This window comes from Janthinobacterium sp. PSPC3-1 (assembly GCF_049896105.1).
Lineage (GTDB): Bacteria > Pseudomonadota > Gammaproteobacteria > Burkholderiales > Burkholderiaceae_D > Janthinobacterium.
The window spans coordinates 53280-79574 of the sequence record NZ_JAFCTQ010000017.1; the positions used below are offsets into that span (position 1 = coordinate 53280).

A 26295-nucleotide genomic window follows, 5' to 3' on the forward strand; every position below is an offset into this window, starting at 1 on the left:
ACGCGCCGGGCGCTGGCTCACGCGGCGACGCGGAAGCGCGACACCGAATTTTTCAGCTCCTGCGCCAGCAGCGACAGTTTGTGGATCGACTGCGCCGTTTGCTGCGTGCCATCCTGGGTCTGTTCCGTCACGCTCAGGATATGCTGGATATTCAGGGCCACGCCGCTGGCCGAACCGGCTTGCGTGCCGGTGGCGAACGACATGCCCTGGATCAGTTCGGCCAGGTGTTTCGACACCTTGCTGATATCGTTCAGGGCGGCGCCAGCCGCGTCGGACAGGTGCGCGCCTTCGACCACGCCCTGGGTCGATTTTTCCATCGCCCGCGTCGCATCCTGGGTATCGGCCTGGATGGTGCGCACCAGCGCGCCGATCTGCTTGGCCGCGCCCGCCGAACGCTCGGCCAGGCGCTGCACTTCCTCGGCCACCACCGAAAAGCCGCGCCCCGCCTCGCCGGCCGATGCCGCCTGGATGGCGGCGTTCAGCGCCAGCACATTGGTCTGCTCGGTGATGTCGGAAATCAGTTCGGTGATCTCGCCGATTTCCTGCGACGATTCGCCCAGGCGCTTGATGCGCTTGGAAGTGTCCTGGATCTGGTCGCGGATTTCATGCATGCCCTTGATGGCGTTTTCAACCGCCGTCGAGCCTTGCAGGGCCGCCGCCACCGACTGGCGCGCCACGTCGGCCGAGACGCTGGCCGACTTCGACACCTCGGTAATCGCATTGGCCATCTTCACCACCGTGGCGCTGACGCCCTGGATTTCGCGCGACTGCTGCTGCGAGGCGATCAGCAGTTTGCTCGAGATGCTTTGGGCCTGGGTCGACGCGCGGTTGACCTGTTCGGCCGTCGCCGTCACCCGCCCCACCAGGCCGCGCAATTCCTCGACCGTGTAGTTGACCGAATCGGCGATTGCGCCCGTGATGTCTTCCGACACCGTCGCCTGCACCGTCAGGTCGCCGTCGGCCACCTTCTGCAGTTCGTTCATCAGGCGCAAAATGGCGGCCTGGTTCTGGTCGTTCTGCGCCTTGGCCGCCTCCTCTTTTTCCTGCGACAGCAGGCGGCGGATCTCGGCCTCCTGGCGCCGCCGCTCGGCGTCGCGCGTGCGGTTGACGGAGTCCTGCAGCAGCACGCGGCCCATGCCGGCCGCCGCCACCAGCGTCAGCAGCACGCCGCCCACCATCAGCCAGAAGGCCGCGCCCAAGGTTTCCTGGTTCAGATGGTACATCTGCTGCAGCAGGGTCAGGCGCTGGCGCAGGTCTTCGTTTTCGCTGAAGATCAGCTGCTCGGCGCTTTTCGCCGCGCTGAATTTGTCGAGCCCGTCGAGCAAGGAAGAGACCAGCTTCTGGTAGCTGTCGAAGCCGGCCTTGAGCGCCACCAGCTGCTCGCGCAACTGCGCGTCGCGCGTGGGCGCCAGCTGCAAGGTGCCGCTGCCATTGAGCAGGCCGTCGACGGCGGCGCGGAAATACGTGGTGTCGCGGCCCAGCGCGAAGGCGGTTTCCGAACTGATGCTGCCGGAACCGATAAAGCCGCTGGCGCTGCGGCTCATGCGCTGGGTCAGCATCATCAGCCGGCCGATCACGGCCAGCTCGCGCCCGTTGCCGCCGCGCTGCACCTTGAGCGCGGCGATTTCCTCGGTCTGCGCCAGCAGCGCCGGCGTGCGCGCATTCAACTGCTGCAAGGTCTGGTCGAACTGGCCCAGTTCCGCCTTCAGGCGCAGGATGGTGCCGGCCGCGCGGTCGCTGCTGGCCCATTTTTTACGCGCGTCGGCCACCGCCGCCAGCAGGCTGGCGCGCGACTCGCCGATATCGCGGCCGTGATACGTCCCGCCGCGCACCATCAGGCGGAAATCCTGGTTCAGTTCATTGCGGCTTTCCTCCAGCTGGCGGAAGGCCTCGGGATTGCCCTGCACCGCGTTCGGCGCCGCTTTCCCCAGGCGCTGCGAGTGCATCAGGGCGTCGCCGGCCAGCTGCGTCTGGGCCGAGGCGATATTGCCGCTGCGGGTATTGAGGCCGACAAACAGCAGGCTGGCGGCCAGGCTCAGGGCCATCACGGTGGTCAGTACCGACAGCTGTTTTTGCAGCGGCAGATGGCCGATCAGCGGCAGTTTCAGGTCGGCCGCCGGCGCGCTGGCCAGCGTCTTGCGCCGTCCCAGCGCATCGCGCAGGCGCAAGGGCAAGGGCAAATCGTCGGGCGAGATGGTGGCGGCAGGCAAGGCGCCGTCGGCCAGGATCGAAGAGTGGTCGCCCATCAGCGCAATTCCTTGTGTGTGTGAGCGATCTGGGGGCCGCAGAGGGCGCCGGCAAAGCCGGCATCGAGAAAGCGTTCGGCTTGCGCCAGCTGCGCCAGGTCCAGCCGCAGCCAGGGCTGGTGTTCGCTGTCGCGCAGCGCATGCGCGGCCCATGGAAATTCCTGCAACAACGCCGGCGGCGCCATGGCCAGCATGCCGCGCTGCTGGCGCAGGCCCAGCACGCGCTCGACCAGCACGGCGCAATCGAGCCCCAGGCGCGGCGCAAAGGTGATCAAACGGCTGTCGCCGGTGATGCCGCAGGCCGGCTGGCTCATGTAGCGCGCCAGGTCGATGATGGCCGTCAGGCGTCCGCGCATGGCGGCCAGGCCCAGATACCAGTCCTGCGCCAGCGGCACGCCCTGGATGTGCAGGCCGGCCGGGATCACGATCTCGCCCAGTTGCGTGAGGTCGAGCAGGCAGTGCCGTCCGCCCAGCAGCACGCCCAGGTCCTTGCGCCCGGCCAGCACGCCGCTGCGCGCGGCCTGCACCCTTTCGTGCAGCTGCAACTGGTACTGGCGCAAACGCCCGTGCCGCGCACCGCCTTCAACAGGTGGCGATCCGGAGGCGCTGATGCCGGGCGTGATCCGCATGGGTCAGGACAGCGCCGCGATCTTGGCCAGCAGGTCCGCTTCGACCACCGGCTTGATCAGGTAGTCGCGCGCGCCCTGGCGCAAGCCCCAGATGCGGTCCGTCTCCTGGCTCTTGCTGGAACAGATAATCACCGGCACATGCGCCAGTTCGGGGTCGCGCGCGATGGCGCGCGTGATCTGGAAGCCATTCGCGCCCGGCATCACCACGTCCATCAGGATCAGGTCGGGCCTGTCCTGCTTGAGCTGCGCCAGCGCGTCGGCGCCGTTTTCGGCGGTGGACACGGCATAGCCGGCGCGCACCAGCATCTCGCTCAGGTAGTAGCGTTCCGTCGGCGAATCATCGACGATCAGAATTGTATGTATGGACATCAGCTTCCTTGCTGCATTGGTTAATAACGGCGCTACCGCGGCGTACCTGCGGCCAGATGCTGCCGCACGGCCGCCAGCAGCGCCTCGCGCGCCAGCGGCTTGGCCAGGCTGGCGCTGGCGCCGGCCAGGCTGCCGCGGGCCCGGTCGAACAAGCCCTCTTTCGACGACAACATCAGCACCGGCGTGGCGCGAAAACCGGCGCTGGCGCGGATCAGGGCGCAAGTGCGGTAGCCATCGAGACGCGGCATCACCACGTCGCACACCACCAGAGCCGGCCTGCAGTCGCCCAGCTTGGCCAGCGCATCGAAGCCATCTTCGGCCAGCACCACCCGGTAGCCGGCATCGCGCAGATAGCCGGCCACGCAGGTACGCATGGTGGCGCTGTCGTCGATCACCAGGATGGTGATGCCGCCGGCGTCCGGGCAAGGGCTGTTCAAGGGTGGCTCAACAGTGGCTCAATGTAATCATTCGGCAATTATTCACACCATAGCATAGGCCGCCGCAAGCTGCTGCGCCGCAGCCGCCGTGGCTTCCACCTTGGCTTCCGCCTTGGCTTCCACCTTGGCGAACGGCATGACTATCGTATAAAATTGCTTAAATAGCCACCATCTCGAAGTCGTCCTTGCGCGCGCCGCATTCCGGGCAGGTCCAGTTCATCGGTACATCGGCCCAACGCGTGCCGGGAGCGATGTCTTCGTCTGGCAGGCCGGCCGCTTCATCATAAACCCAGCCGCAGATAAGACACATCCACGTTTGGAGTTGCTGCGTTGTTTCGTTGCTACTCACGTTCCGCCACCCTTCAATCAAGTAAAATGCTGAATTAGGTATCTTAATCTACCCGCCGTGCAAAACCAAACTTCTCCCCTCATATTAAGCTTCGGCGTGTCCGATCCCGTCGGCGCGATCGGCATCCAGGCCGACCTGGCCACTTTTGCCTCCTTTGGCTGCCATGGCCTGTCGGTCACCACCGGCCTGCTGATCAGCGATACGGCCCGCGTGGAAGACATGCAGGCGGTCGACCCGGACTGGGTCTCCGACCAGGCCCGCGTGCTGCTCGAAGACATGTCGGTGGCCGCCATCAAGATCGGCGCGCTGGGCAGCGTGGAAAACGTCACGGCGATCGCCGAAATCGTGTCCGACTACCCCAACGTGCCCCTGATCCTCGACCCCTTCATTTCGGCGCTGCCGGAACAGGGCATGGACGACGAAGACATCCTGACCGCCGTGCGCCAGCTGCTGATCCCGCAAACCACCCTGCTGGTGCTGTCGCCGGTGGAACTGGAACGCCTGGCCGAAACCTGGCGCGACAGCGATCCGTCCGACACCCTGCAAAACGACGTCGACTACCTGGTCGCCCTGGGCTGTGAATACGTGCTGGTGACCTGCATGCCGGCCGACGCCGGCAAGAGCGGCACCGGCGAAGGCAAGCTGCGCGCCAACACCCTGTTCGGCGAAGACGGCGTGGTGCGCCACGACGTGTGGCGCCATCTGCCAGGCATCTTCAACGGCGCCGGCAGCACCCTGTCGGCGGCCGCCACGGCGCTGCTGGCACTGGACCAGGGCGGCGGCGATGTCGACAACGACGTGCAGCAGGCCGTGGTGGCGGCGCAGGAATACACGGCCGGCGCGCTGACGCATGCGCGGCGCTTCGGCATGGGCAAGCTGGTGCCGAACCGCCTGTTCAAGGCCGGCGCCTGACCCCCGACTCCCCTTACACACCATACAAGGCAATCTCATGACGACTTCGCAAAACGATACCCTGTTCGCCCGCGCCCAGAAAACCACGCCGGGCGGCGTCAATTCGCCGGTACGCGCCTTCCGCTCGGTAGGCGGCACGCCGCGTTTCATCACGCGCGCCGAAGGCCCGTACTTCTGGGACGCCGACGGCAAGCGCTATATCGACTATATCGGCTCGTGGGGCCCGGCCATCGTCGGCCACGCCCACCCGCAAGTGGTGAAAGCGGTGCAGGACGCGGCCGCGCTGGGCCTGTCGTTCGGCGCGCCGACCGAAGGCGAAGTTTTGATGGCCGAGGAAATCACGCGCCTGGTGCCGTCGATCGAACAGGTGCGCCTGGTGTCGTCGGGCACGGAAGCGACCATGAGCGCGCTGCGCCTGGCGCGCGGCGCCACCGGCCGCGACAAGATCGTCAAGTTCGAAGGCTGCTACCACGGCCACGCCGATTCGCTGCTGGTGAAAGCGGGCAGCGGCCTGCTCACCTTCGGCAACCCGACCTCGGCCGGCGTGCCGGAAGATTTTGTCAAGCACACGCTGGTACTCGACTATAACAACGTCGAGCAGCTGAAAGACGCCTTCGACAGTTTCGGCACCGAGATTGCCTGCGTGATCGTCGAACCGGTGGCCGGCAACATGAACCTGGTGAAAGCCACGCCCGAATTTCTGCAGGCGATGCGCGACTTGTGCACCCAGCACGGCGCGCTGCTGATTTTCGATGAAGTCATGTGCGGCTTCCGCGTGGCGCTGGGCGGCGCGCAGGCGCTGTACAACATCAAGCCCGACCTCACGGCCCTCGGCAAGGTGATCGGCGGCGGCATGCCGGTGGCGGCCTTTGGCGGCAGCGCGGCGCTGATGCACAATATGGCGCCGCTGGGCGCCGTCTACCAGGCCGGCACCCTGTCGGGCAATCCGGTGGCGGTGGCCGCCGGCATGACGACCCTGAAACTGATCCAGCAGCCGGGCTTCTACGAGCAGCTGGGCGCCAGCGCAAAACGCCTGGCCGATGGGCTGACGGCAGCGGCGCAAGAAGCGGGCGTGGTGTTCTGCGCCGACGCCATCGGTGGCATGTTCGGCATTTATTTCAGCGCCACGCCACCGACCAGCTACGCCGAAATGATGGCCGGCGACCGCAGCAAGTTCAACGCCTTCTTCCACGCCATGCTGGACGAAGGCGTGTACTTCGCCCCGGCGGCGTTCGAGGCGGGCTTTGTCTCGGCGCAGCACGACGACGCCGTGATCGACGCCACGATCGCCGCCGCGCGCAAGGTGTTTGCCGCGCTCAAGTAATCCCTTGAAGTAAGCGTTTCCAGCTGTTCTTCGCGGCGGCCGTCCTGGCCGCCGCGCACCCTCCCTCCCGCCCTCCCGCCCTCCCCGCATTGCTGCAAGCATTTGACGCAATGCACAAAATTTGACCTCGCGCATAGTTTCAACCCAGAAATGCAAAGAAAGTATCAGTTTACGATCATGTAATCGGTGGCTGCGTACGGCTTGCCTGCATAGAATACGCAGATAAACCAAAAACCCGCCCGGCCGCCAGCATCGCCGGAGCGCACGGTAACCCAGCAGGAGACACGCCTTGAAGCCAGATCTTGAAGTCGTCTGTGTGCAGCCCGACGAGTCGTTCGCCGCCTGGTCGCACGGCTACCCCTACCGCACGGTGCGCTGGCACTTTCATCCCGAATATGAAATCCAGCTGATCACGGAAACCACGGGCAAGTATTTTGTCGGCGACTATATCGGCGACTTCGAACCGGGCAACCTGGTCATGTCCGGCCCCAACCTGCCGCATAACTGGGTCAGCGAACTGCCGGACAACCAGCCGGTCGCGCAGCGCTGCCTGATCCTGCAGTTCACGGCCGACTTCATCGCCGGCGCGATGGCCACCTTTCCCGAACTGCAGCCGGTGCAAGCGCTGCTGGCCGAATCGCGCAGCGGCTTGCTGTTTACGCCGCAAGCGGGCGCAGCGGCACGCCCCTTGATGCAGGAACTGCTGACGGCGCGCGGCTGCCGCCGGGTGCTGCTGTTCATTTCGCTGCTGGAGCTGCTGCTGCGCGACGGCGAGCGCAAGCGGCTGTCCAGCCCCAGCTACCTGCCCGATCCGCACAGCTACATGTCGTCGAAGATCAACCTGGCACTGGCGTATATCGGCAAGAATCTGTCGACCGAACTGCGCGAATCGGCGCTGGCCGAACTGATCGGCCAGAACGTCAGCTCTTTTTCACGCGCTTTCAGCAAGCACACGGGCATCTCGTTCGTGCAATACGTGAACTTGCTGCGCATCAAGCTGTCCTGCGAAATGCTCAGCAACAGCGAACTGAGCATCACCGATATCTGCTACCAGGTGGGCTTTAACAATCTGTCCAATTTCAACCGCCAGTTTCTTGCGCACAAAGGTATCTCGCCCTCGAAATTTCGGCGCTACGACGGCTTGCGCCTGTCCAGTCCGCTCAACTGACACCGTTTTTTTTGCCATGCCCCGGCAGCAGGCACACCATGCTGCCAACCAGAAGTATAAAAACACTAAAAACTAGGAGACATCATGATGCTGCAAAAGAAATTGCTTGCCCTGGCCACCACCGCCCTGTGCACCGCCGGCCTTGCCCTGCCCGCCAGTGCCGCCCCCTTGAAGATCGGCATGTCTTTCCAGGAGCTTAATAACCCGTACTTCATCACCATGAAGAAAGCGCTGGAAGACGCGGCCGCCAGCATCGGCGCCACCGTCGTCATCACCGACGCGCGCCACGACGTGGCCAAGCAGACCAGCGACGTGGAAGACATGATCCAGAAAAAGATCGACATCCTGCTGCTGAACCCGACCGACTCGGTCGGCATCCAGTCGGCCGTCAAGTCGGCCAATGCGGCCGGCGTGATCGTGGTGGCGGTCGACGCCAATGCCAACGGCCCCGTCGATTCCTTTGTCGGCTCGAAAAACTTCACGGCCGGCCAGATGGCCTGCCAGTACCTGGCCAAGAGCCTGGACGGCAAGGGCGATATCGCCATCCTCGACGGCATCCCGGTGGTGCCCATCCTGGAGCGCGTGCGCGGCTGCAAGGATGCGCTGGCGGCCTTTCCCGGCATCAAGATCGTCACCACCCAGAACGGCAAGCAGGAGCGCGACCAGGCCCTGACCGTCACGGAAAACATGCTGCAGGCCAACCCCAAGCTGAAAGGCATTTTCAGCGTCAACGATGGCGGCGCCATGGGGGCCTTGTCGGCGATCGAAGCGAGCGGCAAGGACGTGAAACTGACCAGCGTGGACGGCGCGCCGGAAGCGATCAAGGCCATGCAAAAAGCCAATTCGAAATTCATCGCCACGGCCGCCCAGTTCCCGCGCGACCAGATACGCCTGGCGCTGGGCGTCGCCCTGGCCAGGAAATGGGGCGCCAATGTGCCGGCGCAAATCCCGGTCGACGTGAAACTGGTGGACAAGGCGGGCGCCAAATCCTTCAGCTGGTAAGGCAGCTTGTCCAGGACTCCCGCCACGCGGCGGGAGTGTCACCGTAGCCCGGGGTCCATCATGAACACGATCTTGCAATTACAACATATCAGCAAGGGCTTTCCGGGCGTCAAGGCCCTGGACGGCATCAGCCTGTCGATCGCGGCCGGCGAAATCCACGCCCTGCTGGGCGAGAACGGCGCCGGCAAGTCCACCCTGATGAAAATTCTCAGCGGTATTTATCGTCCCGATGCGGGCAGCATCGTGGTCGACGGCCAGGCGCGCGAGTTTCACAGCTACAAGGACGCCATCGCCGCCGGCATCGCCATCATCTTCCAGGAATTTTCGCTGATCCCGTATCTGAACGCGGTGGAGAATATCTTTCTCGGGCGCGAGCTGAGCAATCGCCTGGGCCTGCTGTCAAAGCAGGCCATGCGCCGCCAGGCGCAGGCGATCTTTGCGCGCCTGGGGGTCGAGATCGACCTGACGGCAGAGATCAGCCAGCTCAGCATCGCCCAGCAGCAATTCGTCGAAATCGGCAAGGCGCTGTCGCTCAACGCCCGCATCCTGATCCTCGACGAGCCGACCGCCACCCTGACGCCCGGCGAGGCCAGCCATCTGTTTTCCATCATGCGCGAACTCAGGCAGCAGGGCGTGGCGATGATCTTCATCTCGCACCATATGGAGGAAATCTTCGAGGTGTGCGACCGCATCACGGTGTTGCGCGATGGCCAGTATGTCGGCATGCGGGACGTCGCCGACACGGACGTGGCGCGGCTGGTGGAAATGATGGTCGGGCGCAAGCTCGAAGCGAGCTTTCCCCCCAAACCCGTACGCCTGCCATCCGCGCCCATCGTGCTCGAAGCGCGCGAAGTGAAGCTGGCAAAAGACAGCCCCGCCAACAGCTTTCAATTGCACCAGGGCGAAATCCTCGGCTTTGCCGGCCTGGTCGGGTCGGGCCGCACGGAACTGGCGCTGGCCGTGATCGGCGCCCAGCCGGCCTGGCACAAGGAGATCCGCCTGCATGGCCAACCCGCCAGGCTCGACGATCCGGCCGACGCCTTGCGCCACGGCATAGGCCTGCTGCCGGAAAGCCGCAAGGCCGAGGGCCTGATCATCGATTTCGCTATCACGGAAAACATGTCGATTAACAACCTGGGCAAGTACACGGGCCACGGCCTGATCAGCCGCAAGCGCGAGCTGGCCACCACCCGCGCCATGATGGCCAAGGTGGGCGTCAAGGCGCCGGGGCCGGCCACGCGCGTGGGGTCGCTCAGCGGCGGCAACCAGCAGAAAGTGGTGATCGCGCGCTGGCTCAACCACCACTGCAAGATCCTGATCTTCGACGAGCCGACGCGCGGCATCGACGTGGGCGCCAAGGCGGAAATCTACCGCCTGATGCGCGCCCTGACCGGCGATGGCTATTCCATCATCCTGATTTCATCGGAACTGCCGGAAATTACCGGCATGTGCGACCGCGTCGCCGTCTTCCGCCAGGGCGCCATCGTGGCCCTGCTCGAAGGCGATTCCATCCACTCCAGCGAGGTAATGCGCCATGCAACAGCCGGTAAACAATAATTCCCTCTCCGCCACGCCGCGCGGTGCCACCAGCCAGGGCGCCGCCGCGCTCTGGACGCTGCTGAAAAAGTCGCCAGCCTTTTTGCCGCTGATCGGCCTGCTGCTGGTGTCGGTGGCGATGGCCGCCACCACCGACCATTTCTTTTCCAGCGACAACCTGATCAATATCGCCCGGCAAGTGTCGATCAACGCCATTATCGCCGTCGGCATGAGCTGCGCCATCCTTTCCGGCGGCATCGACCTGTCGGTCGGCTCCGTGATGGCGCTGACGGGCACGCTGACGGCGGGCCTGATGGTGGCCGGCCTGCCACCCGGCCTGGCCATCATGGCCGGCCTGGCGGTCGGCATCGCCTTTGGCGTGGGCAACGGCTTTTTCATCGCCTACGCAAAAATGCCGCCGATTATCGTCACCCTGGCCACGATGGGCATCGCGCGCGGCCTGGCCCTGCTGTACACGGGCGGTTATCCGATCAACGACCTGCCGGACTGGTTCGAGTTCTTCGGCCGCGGCAATGTGCTGGGCGTGCAGACGCCGATCCTGGTGATGCTGCTGGTGTTTGTCGTCGCCTATGTCCTGCTCGACCATACGGCGCTGGGCCGCTATATCTATGCCATCGGCGGCAATGAGGAAGCCACGCGCCTGAGCGGCGTGCGCGTTTCGCGCTACAAGCTGCTGGTGTATGCGCTCAGCGGCTGCACGGCCGCCATCGCCGGCCTGGTGCTCACCTCGCGCCTGATGAGCGGCCAGCCGAATGCGGGCGTCGGTTTCGAGCTCGACGCGATCGCCGCCGTGGTGATGGGCGGCACGGCGATCACGGGCGGGCGCGGCTCCATCATCGGCACCCTGATCGGCGCCATCATGCTGGGCGTGCTGAACAACGGCCTGAACATGATGGGCGTGTCGCCGTATCTGCAAAACATCATCAAGGGCGTGATCATCCTGCTCGCCATTTACATCAGCCGCAACAGCAGCAAGCGGTCCTGACACCTTCCCCACTGGAGACACCATGAAATACACCGAAGTCGAGATGCAAGCCGTGGTCTGCCACGGCCCGAAAGATTACCGCCTGCAAAAAATCGCACGCCCTTCGCCGCGCCTGAACGAATTGCTGATCCGTATCGCCGCCTGCGGCATCTGCGCCAGCGACTGCAAATGCCATTCGGGCGCGGCGATGTTCTGGGGCGGCGAGGGCCAGAGCTCGTGGGTCAAGCCGCCGGTGGTGCCCGGGCATGAATTCTTCGGCTACGTGGTCGAGGCCGGCGAACATGGCGAGGAACACTTCGGCGTGCGGGTGGGCGACCGCATCATCGCCGAGCAGATCGTGCCGTGCGACAAGTGCCGCTTTTGCACCTCGGGCAAATACTGGATGTGCGAAGTGCACAATATCTTCGGCTTCCAGCGCGAAGTGGCCGATGGCGGCATGGCCGACTACATGCGCATCCCGGCCACCGCCCGCGTGCATAAAATCCCGGAAAGCATTTCGCTGGAGGACGCCGCCATCATCGAGCCGCTGGCGTGCGCCATCCACACCGTCAACCGTGGCGGAGTGGAACTGGACGACGTGGTGGTGATCGCCGGCGCCGGTCCGCTGGGCCTGATGATGACGCAGATCGCCGCCCTGAAGACGCCGAAAAAACTGGTGGTGATCGACCTGGTGCCCGAGCGCCTGGCGCTGGCGCGACAGTTCGGCGCCGATGTCGTCATCGACCCCGGCCGCGAAGACGCGCTGGCCGTGATCCATGGCCTGACCGGGGGCTACGGCTGCGACGTGTATATCGAAACGACGGGCGTGCCGGCCGGCGTAACGCAGGGACTCAATCTGATCCGCAAGCTGGGCCGCTTCGTCGAATTCAGCGTATTTGGCAAGGAAACCAGCGCGGACTGGTCTATCATCGGTGACCGCAAGGAACTCGACGTGCGCGGCGCCCACCTGGGGCCGTATTGCTATCCGATCGCCATCGACCTGCTGGAACGGGGGCTGGTGACGTCGAAGGGCATCGTTACGCACGGTTTCGCGCTGGAAGACTGGGAGCAGGCGTTCGCGCTGGCCAATTCACTCGATTCGATCAAGGTACTGCTGAAACCATCGGTACCTGTTTAACTGAAGGAAGACTGCTGCATGGAATACATCATCGGTGTCGATATCGGCACGCAAAGCACCAAGGCCTTGCTGGTCGACCGCGCGGGCGCCATCGTCGCCCAGCACGCGCAAGGCTACCAGGTCGACACGCCCAAGCCCCTGTGGGCCGAGCAGTGGCCCGATGTCTGGTACCGGGCCGTGCTCACCTGCGTGCGCGAGGTGGTGGCAAAAAGCGGCGTGGCCGCGGCCGATATCAAGGCGATTTGCGTGAGCAGCCTGTACGGCGGCTCCGGCATACCCGTCGACGAGGCCATGCAGCCGCTGCACCCCTGCCTGATCTGGATGGACCGCCGCGCCACCGAGGAAGTGGAGTGGGTCACGCAGCAGAGCGACCTGGAACGGCTGCATGCGGTCACCAGCAATGGCGTCGACAGTTATTACGGCTACACCAAGATGCTGTGGCTGAAAAACCACCAGCCCGCCATATGGGAACGCACGCGGTATCTGCTGCCACCGAACAGCTATATCAACTACCTGCTGTGCGGCGAGGTGGCCGTCGACCATAGTTCGGCCGGCAATATCGGCGGCGTGTACGACATGGCGGCGCGCAACTGGTCCGGTGAAATGCTCGATGCGCTGGGCATCCCCGCGCGCATGATGCCGCAGCGCCTGGTCGATTCGTCCGAGGTGGTCGGTCCCCTGCTGCCGGCCATCGCCGAACAGCTCGGTTTGCTGGCCGGAACAAAGGTGGTGGCCGGCGGCGTCGATGCGGCGGTCGCCACCCTGGCGGCGGGCGTCAGCCGCGCCGGCCAGCATGTGGCCATGATCGGCACCAGCATGTGCTGGGGCACGATACGCCAGCAGGCCGAGGCCAGCCACGGCCTGATCAGCATGCCGCATGTATTCAACAGCCAGCACGATTTATACGTGTTCGGCGGCGCGATCACGGCCGGCGCTTCCGTCAGCTGGTTCCGCGACGCCTTCTGCCAGGCCGATATCGACGAGGCCAAGCGGCAAGGTTATGGCGATGTACACCAGTTGATGGAAGAAAACGCGGCCAAGGTGCCGCCCGGCGCCGATGGCGTGCTGTTCCTGCCCTATCTGATGGGCGAGCGCAGCCCGATCTGGGACGCGAAAGCCAGCGGGGCGTTTTTAGGCCTGAACCTGTACCACGGCCGCGCCCATCTGTACCGCGCCGTGCTGGAAGGCGTGAGCTTTGCGCTGAAACACAATATCGACGCGGGCAGCCAGGGCGCGGCCACGCTGGACGACAAACTGATCGTCGTCGGCGGCGCCGCGCACTCGCCGCTGTGGATGCAGATCATCGCCGACATCACCGGCTACCAGGTCTACACGATCGCCGAAAACGTCGAAGCGGCGCTGGGGGCGGCCTTGCTGGCGGCGCTGGGCGCCGGCCTGATCTCGCGCGAGACGGCGCAGCAGGGCTGGGTCACGCTGGTGCCGCGCAGCACGCCGCAAGCCGAGGCCAGCGCCGCCTACCGCCGCGCCTTCGGCCGCTACCGCGACGCCTATCCCGCCCTGCAAGGGCTGATGCACCGCATCCACCATGACCACCAGGAGTAGAACAGCATGCAATTCGATTTCAGCGGCAAGCGTTATATCGTCACGGGCGCGTCCAGCGGCATCGGCGAAGTCACGGCCCGTTTGCTGCGCGCGGCCGGCGCCGAGGTGATCGCCATCGGCCAGAACGCCGGCAAGCTGGCCGCGCTGGCGCAGGACACCGGCTGCCAGCCCTTGCAGCTCGATATCGCCGACAGCGCGGCGATGGCGGCGGCGATCGCGCCGTTGGCCAATATCGATGGCCTCGTCAACTGCTCCGGCATCGCCCTGCTCGACCCTTGCCTGGCGCTCGACGCCGAACGCTTCGACCAGGTGATGGCGATCAATGCGCGCGGCGCGGCCATGATGGCGCGCCATGTGGCGCAGGGCATGCTGCGCGACGGCCGCGCCGGCAGCATCGTCAATGTGTCGAGCCAGGCGTCGCTGGTGGCGCTGGACGACCACCTGGCGTATTGCGCCTCGAAGGCGGCGCTGGACGCCATCACGCGCAACTTGTGCCTGGAACTGGGACCCAGCGGCATCCGCGTCAACAGCGTCAACCCCACCGTGACCCTGACGCCGATGGCCGAACGGGCCTGGAGCGACCCGGCCAAAAGCGGCCCGATGCTGGCGGCGATTCCGCTGCGCCGCTTCGCCACGCCGCAAGACGTGGCACGGCCCATCCTGTTCCTGCTCAGCGACGCGGCCGCCATGATCAGCGGCGTCAGCCTGCCCATCGATGGCGGCTATACCTGCCGCTGACTTGGCCCGACAGGCAAAAATACAACAAGCAGCGCAATTGCCAAGCGGCCGCTTCCCGCATTACAATGAGAATAATTCTTATTTGCAATCACGAAGCGACTGCCCATGCCGGCTGCCCCAGCTCCCCCACAGCCCGTCGAGACCCTGTATGCCGACCACCATGGCTGGCTGCAATCGCTGCTGCGCCGGCGCCTGGGCAATGCGTTCGACGCGGCCGACCTGGCGCATGACGCGTTTGTGCGCCTGCTGAATAAGCCGCGCAGTTTCGACAGCTTCGAAGGCGCGCGCGCCTATCTGAGCACGGTGGCGCGCGGCCTGTGCGTCGACCTGTGGCGCCGCCGCGAGATCGAGCAAGCCTGGCTGGCCGCGCTGGCGGCGCAACCGGAAGCCCACGCCTGCTCGGCCGAGCAGCAGGCCAGCGTGCTGCAGGCGCTGGGCGAGATCGACGCCATGCTGCGCAGCCTGCCGGCCAAGGTGGCGCAAGCCTTTGTGCTGGCGATGGTGCACGGCATGACGGACAAGGAAGTGGCGGCGCAGCTGAACGTGTCGGACCGCATGGTGCGCAAATACATGGCCAGGGCCCTGCTGCACTGCATGCTGCTGGAAGCGGCGCTGGAGACGCCATGAGCACCTTATGAGCAATTCGCACGCCGCCATGCGGCAGGCGGCCGAATGGTTTGCCCTGCTGCGCTCGGGCGAGGCCAGCGACAGCGACCGCCATGCCTGGCAGGCCTGGCTCGATCAAACACACGAACACCGCGACGCCTGGGCCCATGCCGAAACCGTCGCCAGGCGTTTCGAGCCGGTACGCAGCCCCGAGCTGCGCCATGCGGCCGCCGACACCTTGCACGGCGCGCGCGCCAAGTCGCTGTCGCGCCGGCGCGTGCTGGGCGCGATCGCCATCCTGGGGGGCGGCGCGCTGCTGGGCGTCGAGGCCTGGCGCGCCCATCCTGTTTACCTGCTGGCGCAGTACCACACCGGCACCGGCGAGCTGCGCAGCCTGACCCTGGCCGACGGCAGCAGCGTCTGGCTCAATACGGCCAGCGCGTTTGACACCGACTACAGCGCCAGCCTGCGCCGCCTGCGCTTGCTCGATGGCGAAATGCTGGTCGACACGGCGCATGACAGCACGCGTCCTTTGGTGGTCGATACGGCCCATGGCCGCCTGCGCGCGCTGGGCACGCGCTTTACGGTGCGCCTGGTGGACGGGGCCACCTACCTGGCCGTGTATGGCGGCGCGGTGGAAGTGCGCAGCAGCGGCGGCGCCACGCGCATCGTCAAGGCCGGCAGCCAGGTCACGTTCAGCGCCGCCGTCATCGGCAAGACAGAAGCCGCCGACCCGGCCCGCGAAGCGTGGTCGCGCGGCGTGCTGCTGGCCGATAACATGACCCTGCAGGACGTGGTGGCCGAATTGAAGCGCTATCACCGTGGCCATATCGGCGTCGCGCCCGAAGTGGCGCAGCTGCGCGTGCTGGGCGGCTACCCGCTGCACGACCTGGACAAAACCCTGCGCATGCTGGCGGCCGTGCTGCCGCTGCGCGTGCGGCGTCCCCTGCCGTGGTGGACCACCCTCGAAAAAATGTGAAAAAATGGCCGTTTGCGGTTCCGCATCTGGCGCGCTGGTTCGATACACAGGACAAGACGGCATCGTTTTTGCCGTTCCTGCTTTTATTGAACCCATAGCCCAAAGAGATCCATGTCCACTTCTTCTTACCTGATGCGCCTGGCCATTGCTGGCACCCTCGGCGCTTTCCTGGCGCCTGTCGCCGTCCAGGCCCAGCAAGCTGCGCCAGTGCGCGCCTACCAGATTCCGGCCGGCCCCTTGAGCGCCGTGCTGGCCCGCTTTGTCGGCGAGTCCGGCATCCTGCTGGCCGGCAGCACCGAACTGGCCAACGGCAAGACCAGCGGCGGCCTGCAGGGCAGCCATGGCGTCGACACCGCCCTGGCGCAGCTGTTGTCCGGCAGCGGCCTGGAAGCGGTGCGCAATGCCGATGGCAGTTACACCCTGTGCCGCGCGGCGCCGCCGGCGCAGGTCGACGCCACCGGCTATAAAACCATGGCGGCCATCAGCGTGGTCAGCGCGCGCGACAGCACCAGCGAAGGCAGCGGCGCCTACAGCGGCGGCGCCCTGTCGCTGGGTAAAAATAACGCCAGCCTGCGCGACACGCCGCACAGCGTCACCATCATCTCGCGCCAGCAGATCGAAGACCAGGGCCTGAGCGACCTGACCGATGTGCTGCGCAGCACGCCCGGCATCGAAGTGTTCAACACCGATTCGGAGCGCGTGGGCTATTACGCGCGCGGCCAGGAAATCACCAACGTGCAGTTCGACGGCAACGCCGCCATCACGCCGGGCAGCGGCAACGGCTTTTATATCCAGCCCGACATGGCGACCCTCGATCACGCCGAAGTGCTGCGCGGCGCGGCCGGCCTGATGCGCGGCGCCGGCAGCCCCTCGGGCGCCGTCAACCTGGTGCGCAAGCGCCCCACTTCGCAGTTTTCCGCGGGCGGCGCGGCCACCGTCGGCAGTTGGGATACGTATCGGGCCGAAGGCGATATCTCGGCGCCGTTGAACGCCTCGGGCAGCGTGCGTGGCCGCGTGGTGGCCGTGGAAGACCGCCGCCACCATTTCCAAAAGGCGCGCAAGTCCGACAAAAGCGTGCTGTATGCGGTGCTCGAGGCGGACATCGCACCGGCCACCACCTTGCTGGCCGGCCTGGAATGGTCGACCCTGAAAACCAATGGCGCCTGGGGCAACCTGCTGGCCAATATCGACGGCAGTCCGATGCAATTCGCGCGCGACACCTACCTGGGTTCGTCGGAAAACCACTGGGACCGCGAAAACAAACAAGCCTTCGCCAGCCTGGAACACCAGTTCGGCAATGGCTGGAGCGCCAAGGCCAGCTTCAACTTCATCAACATGAAGCGCATGCACGGCGCCGACGGCTATGTGCAGACGCTGATCTCGCGCAACGCAAAAGATCCATCGAAGATCAACTACCAGATCAGCCGCTGCGGCGAAAAGGACTACACGGCCCAGCAGACCAGCTGGGACCTGTACGCCAGCGGCCCGTTCACCCTGCTGGGCCGCCAGCATGAGCTGGTGGTCGGCGCCAACGGCTCGCGCGACTATGCCCAGCCGACGGCCGGCTCCTGCACCACCCTGGCCGGCCTGCCATCGATGACCGGCCTCGATCCCTACACCTGGGACCCGTACAACGTGGCCATGCCGGCCATGCCGGCCTTCACCGGCACCTATGTCAAAAACCTGACGGAACAACAGGGCGCGTATGCGACCGCGCGCCTGAATGTCAGCGATCCGCTCACCGTCATCCTTGGCGCGCGCATCAGCTGGTGGGACTACAAGCCGAACAACCGTGCCGGCGCCTACAGCGTCGACGCGGAATTCACGCCCTACGTGGCGGCCCTGTATGCGCTCAATGACAATCTGAGCCTGTACGGCAGCTACGCCGACGTGTTCACGCCGCAGCGCGCCTTCGACAAGACCGGCAAGGCGCTGGCGCCGATCACGGGCCGCAATCTCGAACTCGGTGTCAAAGGCGAGTTTTTCAACAAAAAACTCCATGCCAACCTGGCCATCTTCCAGCTGGAACAGAACGGCAAGGGCGTCGATGACCTCAGTTCGACCAACCCCTGCCTGCCCGACTACAGCAACGGTTATTGCCAGATCGCCCAGGGGGAGCAGCGCAGCCGTGGCGTGGAAGCGGAAGTATCGGGCCAGGTCGGCAGCAACTGGAACCTGTCGGCCGGCTACACCCTGAACAATACGAAAAACGTGCGCGACACGGCCAGCAATACGGGCAAGGCGATCCGCACCACCACGCCGCGCCATTTGCTGCGATTGTTTTCCAGCTACACCCTGCCCGGCGACCTGCATGCGTGGTCGGCCGGCGGCGGCGTCAACCTGCAAAGCGAAATCACCAGCCAGAGCGGCACCGCGTTTGCGCGCCAGGGCGGCTATGCCACCGCCTCGGCGTTTGTCTCCTACCGCATCAGCCGCAACCTGCAGGCGCAGCTCAATGTCAGCAATCTGTTCGACAAGGTGTACTACGAGAAGATCCGCGAGTATGGCCCCGGCTACTACTATGGCGCCCCGCGCGGCGCCATGTTGACGGTACGCGGCCAGTATTGATCAGTCCCGGGGGCGGCTTTTCAGCTTGAACGCCGTTCCCGCCAGCAGCAGCCCCACCACCAGCGCCACCCAGTCAAAACCCGCCAGCGCCACCTCGGTGGTCGCCAGGGTCAACGGCATCAGCCCGCCCCACAATCACGCTCCCAGCCCCAGCTGAAACCGCCACATGCCAAGAGTCGGACGGATCTGCGCCAGCAGCGCCGCCACTGCCCAGGCGCCGAAGAAGCAGGCGATCTCGCTGTCGGCGCGCTGCGCCATGCCGACCGGCAGTAGCCGGTTGGCCCAGAAAAACGCGGCAAACGCGATCGGCAGGCCGGCAATCGCACCGATATTCAGGGCGTCGACCAGCCGCAGCCCGAAGCCGATACGTCCGGCCTTTACCGCCTGGGCGCGCGTGCGCACGCCCCACAGCACGGCGCCGGTGGCCACCATGGCGCAGCCGGCCAGGCCGCACAAAAAGAACAGCGCGCGCAGCAAGGGATCGGCAAAGCGGCCCAGGTGCAAGCCGTACATGGCGCGCCGCGCTTCCGAGGGCGTGATGGCGTCGTAGTCGGTGGCGGCGAGCAGCTGGCCGCTGGCGCCCTGGAACAGCAGCACCGGCTCGCTATTCGAAAACGACAGGCCCGCCTGGCGCGCAAGCGCGATGGTGGCGCTGGCGTCGCCCGGATAATCGATCACGATGCGCCCCGGCGCCGCGCCGCGCCAGCGTGTACTCGCCTGCGCCAGCAGCGGCGCCAGGTCCGTCAACGGCGCCGGCTGGCCCGAGGGCGTGACCTTGCGCGCCGTTTGTGGATACGCGTCCTTGAGCCAGGTCTTCTGGTCGCCGCCATACAGCGCCTGCTTGGGCGCCGGCATATACATGAACATCAGGGTCACCAGCCCCGTATAGGTGATCATCAAATGAAACGGCAGCGCCAGCACGGCCACCGCATTGTGCGCATCGAGCCACGAGCGCTGTCCCTTGTGCGGCCTGAAGGTAAAGAAATCCCTGAAGATGCGCCGGTGCGTGATCACGCCGCTGAGGATGGCCACCAGCATGCCCATGGCGGCGATGCCGACGATCCAGCGCCCCCACACGATCGGCATATAGTGCAGATCAAAATGCAAGCGAAACAGGAAGTCGCTGCCTTCGGTGGCGCGCGGCGCCGGCAGCTGTGCGCCGCTGGCCGGGTCGAGCAGCACCTGGTCCTGGCGCGCGCGGCGTTTTTTGACGGCCGTCTTTGTGTCGACCCAGCTGACGGCCAGCGCCGGCTGGCGGCCGGTCGGCAACTCGATCACCCAGCGCGTGGCGTCGGGTGCGTTCGCACGCAGATAGGCCAGCGCCGATTGCGCCGCCAGCACGGGCGGCACCGGTGCGGCGCTGGCGGCCGCCTGCAGCTCCGGCTTCATCCACAAGCTGATTTCGTCGCGGTAGTACGACGCCGTGCCACTCATGAACACCATCAGCAGCAGCCAGCAGACGAACAGCCCGGACCAAGTATGCAGCCAGGCCATGGCTTGGCGCAGGCTGCCCTTTTTGGCAAACACCCACAGGATGATGACGGCATAGACCAGGAAAGACAGCAGAGTAGCCGTCATCACCGCATCGACGCGGCTCTGTGGCAGCAGCACGGCCAGCATCCAGGTAATGGCGACGGTCAGGACATAGCCGCCCAGGATGGCGGCCAGCAGGCGCGCAGCCACGCCGAGGCGGTAGCGGGTGGAGTGGTGCAAGGGCATGGAATGGTGGCTTTCATCGGTTCATCGGTGGCGCGTAGGCCTTGTTGATGAATCGGATAAAGCGGATAAAAGCGGAACCAGCGCAGGGAGAAAACAACACCGCCAAGCCAGTGTGGGCCGAACCGTGGATGGCGCCGGCTAGCGTCGCCTCAGGGCGCCGTGGCACAGGCAGGATCCGCGCCGGGCTGCAGCAAGGGCACCGACATCAGCCAGCCGCGCAAATTGCTAATCAGCGCGCGTCCGCACCGTTCGGACAGCACCTGGGCGCGCTCGGCGGCTTCCTTGCGGCCTTCGTGATAGCGTACCGTCCTGAAAACGCCCAGGTCGGCGGGCGCATCGCCGCCGCTGTAGGCCTGTTGCAATGCGATCTCGATCGACAGCGCCAGCAAGGCGGCACTCTGGTCCAGCAACTGGCGGCCTTGCTGCGCATTCCAGTACGCTTCCAGGTCGGCATGCGTGCTGGCCCGCGAGACCACGCGCACGGTGTTGCGGTAGGCAGCCTGCTTCGGCGCGCCCGGCGCATGGACGGCGATCGCATTATCGAGCACCAGCGCGCTCTGGTCCTGGGTCATGGCGAACAGCGGCGTGCTTTCGACGATCCAGCCCGATTCGTCGTGATCGAAAAAGGCGATCAAGCGCGGCGTACTGCCAGGCGCCACGCGTGCCAGCGCCTGCGCCATCAGTGTGTCCTGGCGCATGGCATCGAGCACCGGCAGGTAAGGCAGCAGCACCTGGTCCGCCGCCAGTTCGATCTCGCTTTTGCGCTGTTCCAGGCCGCTATTGATCACCAGGGCATGGGCGGCCAGCGCCGCCGCAAAACCGGCGATGCCGGGCATCATGTAGGTGGTACCCGATGCACCCTTGCCGGCCCTGTCGAAATTGGCCAGGCCGCGAAAGGCCACCGCCTGCTGCTGCGGCAGGCGCAAGGACCAGGTGGCAGGCAGCGCCGGCTGCTGCGCCAGCGCACCGGCGCACAGCGACCAGGCCAGTACCGCGAACGCGGCTGTTCTCAGCATCGCCATGTCAATACAAGGGTTTGCGCAAGGCATCGCGCGCACCTTCGATGGCCTGGAAATAGGCATTGCTCAAGCCGGGATAAGCGGGCGCTTCGTCCCAATTGCCGGTGGCGCTCCTGAGCTGGCGCAGCGCACGGTACCAGTCGTATGCATGATCGTCGAGATTGACGATATAGCCGGCGCCGGCTACCAGGCCCTGCGGGTCGCCGGCCGGAATATAGCTGTTGTAGTTACGGTTGACGCCGACCTTGGTCAGATGAATCACCAGCAGCTTGTCGAGCCGGTATTGCCGGCCCAGCGCCGAAAAATCCTTTTTGGCGCCGTTCGGTTTGCTGTCCTGGCGGTCGGGCAAGGCATCGATATCGAGCGGTTCGGCGATGACGATCACCTCGTGCCCTTTTTTGCGCAGCAACTCGGCAAGGTCCTCCTTGATGCTCAGCAGGTCCTCGGTCGGCAAGGTGCGCACATGCGCCGTCAACGCGGTATTGGAAACGCTAACGGCGGCGATGCACAGCAGGCAACCGGCGCCAGGGAAGTGCGTATCGGCGGTCGGCACGGTGCTCATCACCACGCCGATGCGCACCGGCCGGGCCGACAAGGCGCTGGCCGACAGCGGCACGGCCGCCTGTTTGGGCGCCGCGCAGGCGCCAAGCAGCGCGGCACAGCACAAGACCATCAGTGTGGCGCGCGCTACCATGGATTGCCTGCGCCTAGTGATGAACAGCCGAATGGCTGGTCGACGAACCGGAACCACCCGAACTGGCCACGCCGATGGCGATGGCGATGGCGGTGCCGATGCCTACCAGCATCGTTGTACTGATCCCCGTCGTGGCGACAGCGCCAGCCGTCGTCACCGGCGCCTTGCTGGCCGAATCTTTCATGCCGACCACTGTCTGGTCATCGTCCTTTTCCTCCTCGTCGGCGCTCTTGTCGGGCGCTGGCGCGGGTGCCACCGCAGGCACGGGTACAGCCGGCGACGTCTGCGCCATCGCATGCAATGGCATCGTGCCCAGCAACACAGTCAGTAATAAAGCATTTTTCATGACATAACCCAATATAAATATGACAGTTTTTTTAATCGAATGACAAGGAAATTATTGTATTGAAATATCGCAACTATTCAGTCCTATGAGAGCGACACAAAAACATCAATTTTTGCTTGAAGTGAGCGACCCCTTATCAGATGACCTCTTTTCCAAGCGGAATTTCGCTATTGACAACACCTGTTCATGGGGCTGAACAGTTGCCATCATTACATCTCAAACCAACTGGTTTGCCTATCCCCCATTTATGGGATAAATTGGGAAAACAGAAATCTTTGTTATCTGAAACAACCATTGGGGCTCTTTTCGGCAAAGCAACTTCACGTCGAGGAGAGAGATGTGGATACGCGTCCAATGCGCCATTATTTATAAAACAACAACTCCGCTGCTATTTCCGCATTCTTCTTGGCAATTCATTACCGCTGGTTTAGAGTGGTCGGGCGATCCACCCGTCCCTCTCTCCATGCGCCCAGGCCTGCTTCCGGAATACAGCAATCTGCTGCTCGCGCTCTACCGCTTGGCCCAGGAATGCCCGGTCCATCTATTCCAGGACGCGGCGCTGACACTGCTCAAAACCTGCCTGGCCTTTGACTCCTCGATGTGGGGCACCGCCACCATGCGCGAGGGTGGCATCGACATCCACAGCATCCACCTGCACAATTCCTCGCCGGCGATGCTGGAGGCCTACGAAAAAGTGAAGCACTGCGACACCGCTGCCGTGCAAGTGACGGCGCAGCGCACCATGACCATCGGTTTTCGGGTCGAGGATTTTCCCGGGGAGCACAACACGGCGTTCCGGCAGTTTCTGCATGACTTTGGCCACGTCAACATGCTGATCACCTCGGACATCCATCCCGGCACCCGGTTCGTGCAGTGGGTGTCGCTGTACCGTGCCGAATTGGCGGCGCGCTGTCTGAAACCGGAGATCGATCTGCTGGCCTGCCTGGCGCCGCACCTGATGCAGGCGCTGGCCATCAACCGCCTGGTCCACCTGGACCGCCTGAGCCATGACACGGTGCGCGCCAAATGGTCGGTCGCGATCGCTGACCAGCGAGGTGTGCTTTACCATGCCGACGACCGCTTCAAAGCGTTGGTGTTTGCCGCCTGGCGCACCGACGATCCGCAGCACTTGCCGCCGGCGCTGCTGAAGCAATTGGTCAGCCAGCCGGACCAGCCGCATGTGGCCGCTGGCGGCGTTATCGTGCGGGGTCACCGCGAACAGGGCTTGCTGTTTTTAAAGGCGCGCGCCAGCGAAACGGTGGACACGCTGAGCGAGCGCGAATTCCTGGTGGCCAAGCTAATCGCCCACGGCCTGACGCAAAAACAGGTGGCCACCCAGCTCAACCGTTCGCCGGAAACCATCCGCAGCCAGATCAAGGCCATCTTCAACAAGCTGAACATCAACAACGTCGCGCTGCTGGGGGCGTTGCTGGCGGTGCGGGAATAAACGCAGGTCAGGCCGTCGTACGCTGCATCAAGCTGGCCACCAGCGCCGGCAAGCTGGCCATCTCGCTGAATACGTAACTGGCCCCAGCCGCTTTCAGGCGCGCTTCCTGGCCGGCGGCGATATGGCCGCCGCCAATAAAGCCCAGCACCGTCATGCCGGCGGCGGCAGCGGCGGTCACGCCCGTGACGCTGTCTTCCAGCACCAGGCACTGGCCTGGCGGCACGCCGAAGGCGGCCGCCGCCGCGAGGTACAAACCAGGGTGCGGCTTGGCGTGGCCGACCAGGTCGGGCGTGAAGTAGCGGCCACCGAACAGGTCCACCATGCCGGTGCGGGTCAAGGCGGCGTGCACGCGTTCGCTGACGCTGTTCGAGGCGACCGCCTTCGGCAGGTCGATCGCGGCCAGCGCCTGCGCCACGCCGGGCACGGCACTCAATTGCTCATCGCACCGGACGTTGACGCCGTGGCCGATGGCCAGCACTTCTTCTTCCGGCAACTGCGGCAAGCCCAGTTCGGCATAGATATCATGGATCAAGGGCACCAGGCGCAGGCCCAGGCGCGGTTCGATCAGGCCTTGCAGGGTGACGCCCTCGGGCAAATCCGGCAGCTGCGGCGCCAGCAAGTCGAGCAGCGCCTGCAGGGCCACGGCCTCGCTGTCGATCAACACGCCATCGCAGTCGCTGATCAGGTGGGTAAAACGCGGGCCAGTGTGGGCGGCGGTATCAGGCATGGACACTCCAGGGTAGGGACAGGCAATGATAGGGAGAGTTGACGGGCCGGGCCACGTCAAAAGCGGATGATTTGCGATACTTTTTTTCAACGCGGTTTGATAACGGCAGACTGTGATTATCCCAGATTTCCCCTTCTGCCGTCCTCAGCCGTGCGCTGGCGCCATGCAGGCAGTTGCTTTTATCCAAATACCGAAGGCATACTGCATGCTGCCCTGATCGCTTGAATCAGGCCCAACCGGACCCCAGCCATGACTTCTTCCAGCTTGCCGCAGCGCCGATTTCCCTTCGCGTCCTCCCTTGCCGCTTTCGCCTTCTGCGCCACCTTTGCACAAGCTGCGCTGGCGGACGACGCGGCCGACGTGCTGAACCTGGTGCGCCAGCACGTGGCGGCGCAGACCCGGTTCGACGTGCCCAAGCTGGCCGCGCTGACGGCCGACAATTACGTGGAGGTCTCGCCGATGGGCGAAGTCGACACGCGCGAGAAAATGCTGGCCTTCTATGCGCCGGAAAAAAAGACCGCCACGCCCGTCATCACGGTCGAGGAACCGCTGGTACGCGTGACGGGTGGCACGGCCGTGCTGATCGGCAAGCTGGCGATCTCGGTCAACGCGGGTGGGCAGCAGCGCCAGATGGCAATGCGCGCCAGTTATGTGGCGGTCAAGGAGGGAGCGGCGTGGAAACTGATGTCGGCCCAGTACACGGGCATCGCGCCGAAACGGCCGGCGCAGCCGCAATAAAAAAGGGCCGCAAGGCCCTTTCATCATTTCAACCATCCCCGATGGCGGAAATATAAAAATGGCGCAATCGCGCTGGTGATCATCAGGCCCCAGGCCCAGGGATAGCCGAAGGTCCATTCCAGTTCCGGCAAGAACTTGAAGTTCATGCCGTACACGCTGGCGATCAGGGTCGGCGGCAAAAAGGCCACGCTGGCCACCGAGAAGATCTTGATGATCTTGTTCTGGTTGATGTTGATGAAACCGACGGTGGCGTCCATCAGGAAATTGATCTTGTCGAACAGGAAGGAAGTATGGCCGTCCAGCGATTCGATATCGCGCAGAATCTGGCGCGCTTCCTCGAACTGCTCGGAATTGAGCAGCCGGCCGCGCATCAAAAAGCTGACGGCGCGGCGCGTATCCATCATGTTGCGGCGGATGCGGCCATTCAAATCTTCCTCGTGGGCAATCGCGTTCAACGCTTCGGCCGCGTGCGCATCGGTAAATTCCTTTTGCAGCACGCGCGTGCTGACTTCTTCCAGGTTCTGGTAGATGCCTTCGAGCACGTCGGCCGAGTATTCGGCGTCGGTGGCGTACAGGTCCAGCAGCACGTCCATGTAGTCGGCGATCGAACCGGGCCGCGAACGGGCGCGCATGCGCACCAGGCGGAACACGGGCAGGTCGTCCGTATGCATCGAGAACAGGATTTTTCGGGCCAGGATAAAGGCCACGGTGATCACGCGCGAGGGGCCGTCGTCTTCTTCCAGCAAGAAATCGGTCCGCAGATGCAGGTCGCCGTTTTCCGCTTCGTAATAGCGGGCCGACGCTTCGATATCCTTGACTTCGTCTTCGCCCGGCAGGGTAACGTTGTAGGTTGCCTTGACCCAGGCCCGCTCATCATCGGTCGGATCGGTCAGGTCGACCCACACCGGTTCGGCATTTTCGAGGTCTGCGCGGCTGTCGATCGGCACCTGGTTGAGCCGGCCATTCTGTAATACAAAGACATTGATCATGCGCGCTCTCAGCCGGATGTGGGGTTATCGTAATATTTGCTGGCGCTGGCGCCAAAAATCAAAACAG

25 protein-coding genes are annotated in these 26295 nt (G+C 64.6%); 14 read left to right on the forward strand and 11 right to left on the reverse strand.

Annotated features, from left to right (window positions below):
• Window positions 1–17: 17 nt before the first annotated feature.
• The 5 genes from ACP7B7_RS18120 to ACP7B7_RS18140 all read right to left on the reverse strand — a co-directional run bounded on the left by ACP7B7_RS18120 (window position 18) and on the right by ACP7B7_RS18140 (window position 3991).
• On the reverse strand, window positions 18–2246 hold the full coding sequence (locus tag ACP7B7_RS18120) for a methyl-accepting chemotaxis protein (RefSeq protein WP_426077565.1): 2229 nt from the start codon (window positions 2244–2246) through the stop codon (window positions 18–20).
• Window positions 2246–2875, reverse strand: coding sequence for a chemotaxis protein CheW (locus tag ACP7B7_RS18125; RefSeq protein ID WP_426077566.1), 630 nt, complete (start codon window positions 2873–2875; stop codon window positions 2246–2248). The genes ACP7B7_RS18120 and ACP7B7_RS18125 overlap by 1 nt, the downstream gene beginning before the upstream one ends.
• A gap of 3 nt (window positions 2876–2878) precedes the next feature.
• Complete coding sequence (locus ACP7B7_RS18130; protein ID WP_308924491.1) at window positions 2879–3244, reverse strand: response regulator; 366 nt, start codon at window positions 3242–3244, stop codon at window positions 2879–2881.
• A gap of 32 nt (window positions 3245–3276) precedes the next feature.
• Window positions 3277–3681, reverse strand: coding sequence for a response regulator (locus ACP7B7_RS18135; RefSeq protein ID WP_426077567.1), 405 nt, complete (start codon window positions 3679–3681; stop codon window positions 3277–3279).
• Window positions 3682–3838: 157 nt separating this feature from the next.
• Window positions 3839–3991 (reverse strand): rubredoxin, encoded by a 153-nt coding sequence (locus ACP7B7_RS18140; RefSeq protein WP_038488910.1) that lies wholly within the window; start codon window positions 3989–3991, stop codon window positions 3839–3841.
• Window positions 3992–4087: 96 nt separating this feature from the next.
• On the opposite strand from ACP7B7_RS18140, the gene thiD reads away from it, so the two are divergent.
• The 12 genes from thiD (at window position 4088) to ACP7B7_RS18200 (ending at window position 18549) form a co-directional block, all read left to right on the forward strand.
• Entirely contained in the window at window positions 4088–4942 is an 855-nt protein-coding gene (gene thiD / locus ACP7B7_RS18145; protein ID WP_426077568.1) for a bifunctional hydroxymethylpyrimidine kinase/phosphomethylpyrimidine kinase, read from the forward strand.
• A 37-nt stretch (window positions 4943–4979) separates the two neighbouring features.
• Window positions 4980–6266 (forward strand): glutamate-1-semialdehyde 2,1-aminomutase, encoded by a 1287-nt coding sequence (gene hemL, locus ACP7B7_RS18150; RefSeq protein ID WP_426077569.1) that lies wholly within the window; start codon window positions 4980–4982, stop codon window positions 6264–6266.
• A 289-nt stretch (window positions 6267–6555) separates the two neighbouring features.
• Window positions 6556–7434: an AraC family transcriptional regulator gene (locus ACP7B7_RS18155; protein WP_308924486.1), complete on the forward strand. Its 879-nt coding sequence runs from the start codon at window positions 6556–6558 to the stop codon at window positions 7432–7434.
• An 84-nt stretch (window positions 7435–7518) separates the two neighbouring features.
• Entirely contained in the window at window positions 7519–8436 is a 918-nt protein-coding gene (locus ACP7B7_RS18160; RefSeq protein ID WP_308924485.1) for an ABC transporter substrate-binding protein, read from the forward strand.
• Between the two features lie 60 nt (window positions 8437–8496).
• A complete protein-coding gene (locus ACP7B7_RS18165) occupies window positions 8497–9993 on the forward strand; it encodes a sugar ABC transporter ATP-binding protein (RefSeq protein WP_426077570.1) in 1497 nt (498 codons plus the stop codon).
• A complete protein-coding gene (locus tag ACP7B7_RS18170) occupies window positions 9971–10978 on the forward strand; it encodes an ABC transporter permease (protein WP_426077571.1) in 1008 nt (335 codons plus the stop codon). The genes ACP7B7_RS18165 and ACP7B7_RS18170 overlap by 23 nt, the downstream gene beginning before the upstream one ends.
• Before the next feature lie 22 nt (window positions 10979–11000).
• Window positions 11001–12095 carry an alcohol dehydrogenase catalytic domain-containing protein gene (locus ACP7B7_RS18175; RefSeq protein WP_426077572.1) on the forward strand — a complete coding sequence of 365 codons (1095 nt, stop codon included), beginning with the start codon at window positions 11001–11003 and terminating at the stop codon, window positions 12093–12095.
• A gap of 18 nt (window positions 12096–12113) precedes the next feature.
• Complete coding sequence (locus tag ACP7B7_RS18180; RefSeq protein WP_426077573.1) at window positions 12114–13658, forward strand: FGGY-family carbohydrate kinase; 1545 nt, start codon at window positions 12114–12116, stop codon at window positions 13656–13658.
• A 6-nt stretch (window positions 13659–13664) separates the two neighbouring features.
• The gene (locus ACP7B7_RS18185; RefSeq protein WP_426077574.1) at window positions 13665–14396 is read left to right on the forward strand and encodes an SDR family oxidoreductase; all 732 of its coding nucleotides are present in this window, start codon (window positions 13665–13667) and stop codon (window positions 14394–14396) included.
• Between the two features lie 105 nt (window positions 14397–14501).
• The gene (locus ACP7B7_RS18190) at window positions 14502–15023 is read left to right on the forward strand and encodes a sigma-70 family RNA polymerase sigma factor (protein WP_426077575.1); all 522 of its coding nucleotides are present in this window, start codon (window positions 14502–14504) and stop codon (window positions 15021–15023) included.
• Between the two features lie 7 nt (window positions 15024–15030).
• Window positions 15031–15981, forward strand: coding sequence for a FecR domain-containing protein (locus ACP7B7_RS18195; protein ID WP_426077576.1), 951 nt, complete (start codon window positions 15031–15033; stop codon window positions 15979–15981).
• Between the two features lie 111 nt (window positions 15982–16092).
• The gene (locus ACP7B7_RS18200; RefSeq protein ID WP_426077577.1) at window positions 16093–18549 is read left to right on the forward strand and encodes a TonB-dependent siderophore receptor; all 2457 of its coding nucleotides are present in this window, start codon (window positions 16093–16095) and stop codon (window positions 18547–18549) included.
• 135 nt (window positions 18550–18684) lie between these two features.
• Here the strand turns inward: ACP7B7_RS18200 and ACP7B7_RS18205 are convergent, their stop codons facing one another.
• The 4 genes from ACP7B7_RS18205 to ACP7B7_RS18220 all read right to left on the reverse strand — a co-directional run bounded on the left by ACP7B7_RS18205 (window position 18685) and on the right by ACP7B7_RS18220 (window position 22327).
• Window positions 18685–20268: a PepSY-associated TM helix domain-containing protein gene (locus ACP7B7_RS18205; RefSeq protein WP_426077578.1), complete on the reverse strand. Its 1584-nt coding sequence runs from the start codon at window positions 20266–20268 to the stop codon at window positions 18685–18687.
• 149 nt (window positions 20269–20417) lie between these two features.
• Entirely contained in the window at window positions 20418–21284 is an 867-nt protein-coding gene (locus ACP7B7_RS18210; protein ID WP_426077579.1) for a hypothetical protein, read from the reverse strand.
• A 7-nt stretch (window positions 21285–21291) separates the two neighbouring features.
• Complete coding sequence (locus tag ACP7B7_RS18215; RefSeq protein WP_308924474.1) at window positions 21292–21981, reverse strand: hypothetical protein; 690 nt, start codon at window positions 21979–21981, stop codon at window positions 21292–21294.
• Window positions 21982–21994: 13 nt separating this feature from the next.
• Entirely contained in the window at window positions 21995–22327 is a 333-nt protein-coding gene (locus tag ACP7B7_RS18220) for a hypothetical protein (RefSeq protein WP_308924473.1), read from the reverse strand.
• 463 nt (window positions 22328–22790) lie between these two features.
• Here ACP7B7_RS18220 and ACP7B7_RS18225 point away from each other — a divergent pair, with 463 nt between their 5' ends.
• A complete protein-coding gene (locus tag ACP7B7_RS18225) occupies window positions 22791–23774 on the forward strand; it encodes a helix-turn-helix transcriptional regulator (RefSeq protein WP_426077580.1) in 984 nt (327 codons plus the stop codon).
• Window positions 23775–23781: 7 nt separating this feature from the next.
• Here ACP7B7_RS18225 and ACP7B7_RS18230 read toward each other — a convergent pair whose 3' ends face one another.
• The gene (locus ACP7B7_RS18230; protein WP_426077581.1) at window positions 23782–24501 is read right to left on the reverse strand and encodes an HAD-IA family hydrolase; all 720 of its coding nucleotides are present in this window, start codon (window positions 24499–24501) and stop codon (window positions 23782–23784) included.
• 249 nt (window positions 24502–24750) lie between these two features.
• Here ACP7B7_RS18230 and ACP7B7_RS18235 point away from each other — a divergent pair, with 249 nt between their 5' ends.
• The gene (locus ACP7B7_RS18235; RefSeq protein ID WP_426077582.1) at window positions 24751–25239 is read left to right on the forward strand and encodes a nuclear transport factor 2 family protein; all 489 of its coding nucleotides are present in this window, start codon (window positions 24751–24753) and stop codon (window positions 25237–25239) included.
• 23 nt (window positions 25240–25262) lie between these two features.
• On the opposite strand, the gene corA is transcribed toward ACP7B7_RS18235, so the two are convergent.
• Entirely contained in the window at window positions 25263–26228 is a 966-nt protein-coding gene (gene corA, locus ACP7B7_RS18240) for a magnesium/cobalt transporter CorA (protein ID WP_065309743.1), read from the reverse strand.
• Window positions 26229–26295 lie beyond the last annotated feature (67 nt).

Excerpts from the sequence above, each read along its gene's own strand:
- ACP7B7_RS18140 (WP_038488910.1), bottom strand. The coding sequence starts at position 3,991 with ATGTGTCTTATCTGCGGCTGGGTTTATGATGAAGCGGCCGGCCTGCCA.
- ACP7B7_RS18195 (WP_426077576.1), top strand. The coding sequence starts at position 15,031 with ATGAGCAATTCGCACGCCGCCATGCGGCAGGCGGCCGAATGGTTTGCC.
- ACP7B7_RS18200 (WP_426077577.1), top strand. The coding sequence starts at position 16,093 with ATGTCCACTTCTTCTTACCTGATGCGCCTGGCCATTGCTGGCACCCTC.
- corA (WP_065309743.1), bottom strand. The coding sequence starts at position 26,228 with ATGATCAATGTCTTTGTATTACAGAATGGCCGGCTCAACCAGGTGCCG.
- ACP7B7_RS18180 (WP_426077573.1), top strand. The coding sequence starts at position 12,114 with ATGGAATACATCATCGGTGTCGATATCGGCACGCAAAGCACCAAGGCC.
- ACP7B7_RS18225 (WP_426077580.1), top strand. The coding sequence starts at position 22,791 with ATGCGCCCAGGCCTGCTTCCGGAATACAGCAATCTGCTGCTCGCGCTC.
- ACP7B7_RS18220 (WP_308924473.1), bottom strand. The coding sequence starts at position 22,327 with ATGAAAAATGCTTTATTACTGACTGTGTTGCTGGGCACGATGCCATTG.
- ACP7B7_RS18175 (WP_426077572.1), top strand. The coding sequence starts at position 11,001 with ATGAAATACACCGAAGTCGAGATGCAAGCCGTGGTCTGCCACGGCCCG.
- ACP7B7_RS18160 (WP_308924485.1), top strand. The coding sequence starts at position 7,519 with ATGATGCTGCAAAAGAAATTGCTTGCCCTGGCCACCACCGCCCTGTGC.
- ACP7B7_RS18215 (WP_308924474.1), bottom strand. The coding sequence starts at position 21,981 with ATGGTAGCGCGCGCCACACTGATGGTCTTGTGCTGTGCCGCGCTGCTT.
- ACP7B7_RS18130 (WP_308924491.1), bottom strand. The coding sequence starts at position 3,244 with ATGTCCATACATACAATTCTGATCGTCGATGATTCGCCGACGGAACGC.
- ACP7B7_RS18120 (WP_426077565.1), bottom strand. The coding sequence starts at position 2,246 with ATGGGCGACCACTCTTCGATCCTGGCCGACGGCGCCTTGCCTGCCGCC.
- ACP7B7_RS18185 (WP_426077574.1), top strand. The coding sequence starts at position 13,665 with ATGCAATTCGATTTCAGCGGCAAGCGTTATATCGTCACGGGCGCGTCC.
- ACP7B7_RS18125 (WP_426077566.1), bottom strand. The coding sequence starts at position 2,875 with ATGCGGATCACGCCCGGCATCAGCGCCTCCGGATCGCCACCTGTTGAA.
- ACP7B7_RS18230 (WP_426077581.1), bottom strand. The coding sequence starts at position 24,501 with ATGCCTGATACCGCCGCCCACACTGGCCCGCGTTTTACCCACCTGATC.
- ACP7B7_RS18170 (WP_426077571.1), top strand. The coding sequence starts at position 9,971 with ATGCAACAGCCGGTAAACAATAATTCCCTCTCCGCCACGCCGCGCGGT.
- ACP7B7_RS18190 (WP_426077575.1), top strand. The coding sequence starts at position 14,502 with ATGCCGGCTGCCCCAGCTCCCCCACAGCCCGTCGAGACCCTGTATGCC.
- hemL (WP_426077569.1), top strand. The coding sequence starts at position 4,980 with ATGACGACTTCGCAAAACGATACCCTGTTCGCCCGCGCCCAGAAAACC.
- ACP7B7_RS18210 (WP_426077579.1), bottom strand. The coding sequence starts at position 21,284 with ATGCTGAGAACAGCCGCGTTCGCGGTACTGGCCTGGTCGCTGTGCGCC.
- ACP7B7_RS18205 (WP_426077578.1), bottom strand. The coding sequence starts at position 20,268 with ATGCCCTTGCACCACTCCACCCGCTACCGCCTCGGCGTGGCTGCGCGC.
- ACP7B7_RS18165 (WP_426077570.1), top strand. The coding sequence starts at position 8,497 with ATGAACACGATCTTGCAATTACAACATATCAGCAAGGGCTTTCCGGGC.
- ACP7B7_RS18235 (WP_426077582.1), top strand. The coding sequence starts at position 24,751 with ATGACTTCTTCCAGCTTGCCGCAGCGCCGATTTCCCTTCGCGTCCTCC.